Here is a 1,121-nt window from a genome sequence, read left to right on the forward strand (position 1 = left end):
CGGTTCGGCCGCCGGGGCGGTCGCCGGGGCGGTCGCGCTCCGCAGCCGCGGACCGGCGAGAGCCGCGTAGATCGCCACCGCGCCGACCGCGCTGACGGCGGCGAGCCCCCAGAGGGCGAGGTGGAGGGCGTCGGTGAAGGCGGCGGCCAGCCGGGCGTGGTCGCCGCCGCCCAGGTCCCCGGCGGCGACCCGCTCGGCCAGGGCGCGGGACGGCACGCGGGCGCCGACCAGGCTCACCAGGACGGCCCCGAAGACCGTGATGACGATGGCCTCGCTGCCGAGCCGCATGGTGTTGAGGAACCCGGCCGCCATGCCCGCGCGGTCGGGGGCGACCAGGCTCATCGCGAGCCCGTCGTTGATGCCGAACGACAGGCCCGCGCCGAGCCCGGCCAGCAGCAGCGGCGGCGCGACGGTCCAGGTGGACGAGCCCGGCTCGATCACCGTGAGCCAGCCGTCCCCGACCGCGAACAGCAGCAGCGACAGGCCGATCAGCGCGCGCGGCGACACGCCCCGCGTCACCAGCGCCCCGGCGAGCGGCGGCGCGGCCAGCACGGGGCCGGTGAGCAGCAGCATCACCGTCCCGGCGCGCACCGCGGACATGCCGCCCGCGCCGACCAGGTACGTGGGCAGGTAGGTCAGCAGCGTCACGAACCCGAACGTCGTGACGACCGGGACGAGGCAGAGGGCGAGGAACCGGCGGTCCCGGAGGAGGGTGAGGTCGAGCAGCGGCGCCGTCCGGCGGGTCTGGACGGCGCCGAACACCGCCAGCAGCACGACACCGCCGCCGAGCAGGCCGAGGACGGCCGGACCCGTCCACCCCCACTGCGGTCCCTGCACGGCGCCCAGCACGAGCGCGCTCAGCGCGGCGACGAACAGCAGCGCGCCCGGAACGTCCATGCGGGGGCGCTCGGCCGCCCGCGACTCCGGCACCGATCCGGCGCCGAGCAGCGCCAGCGCCAGCATCGCGGCGTGCAGCGCGAACGTCGCGCGCCAGCCGAGCCCGCCGACCAGCCAGCCGGAGAGCGTGGGGCCCACGGCCAGGCCGAACCCGGCGGCGCTGCCCATCGCCGCGAACGCGCGGGTGCGCGCGGCGCCGTCGAAGGCGGTCGCGAGGATCGCGC

The 1,121-nt window shown here is 78.0% G+C and carries 1 protein-coding gene; it reads right to left on the bottom strand.

The features are described 5' to 3' along the window. Positions 1-1,121: MFS transporter (locus DZF91_RS23440; RefSeq protein ID WP_117359512.1), on the bottom strand; the 1,121-nt coding region annotated here is incomplete at both ends.

The organism is Actinomadura logoneensis (assembly GCF_003428695.1).
In the GTDB taxonomy this organism is placed as follows: domain Bacteria; phylum Actinomycetota; class Actinomycetes; order Streptosporangiales; family Streptosporangiaceae; genus Spirillospora; species Spirillospora logoneensis.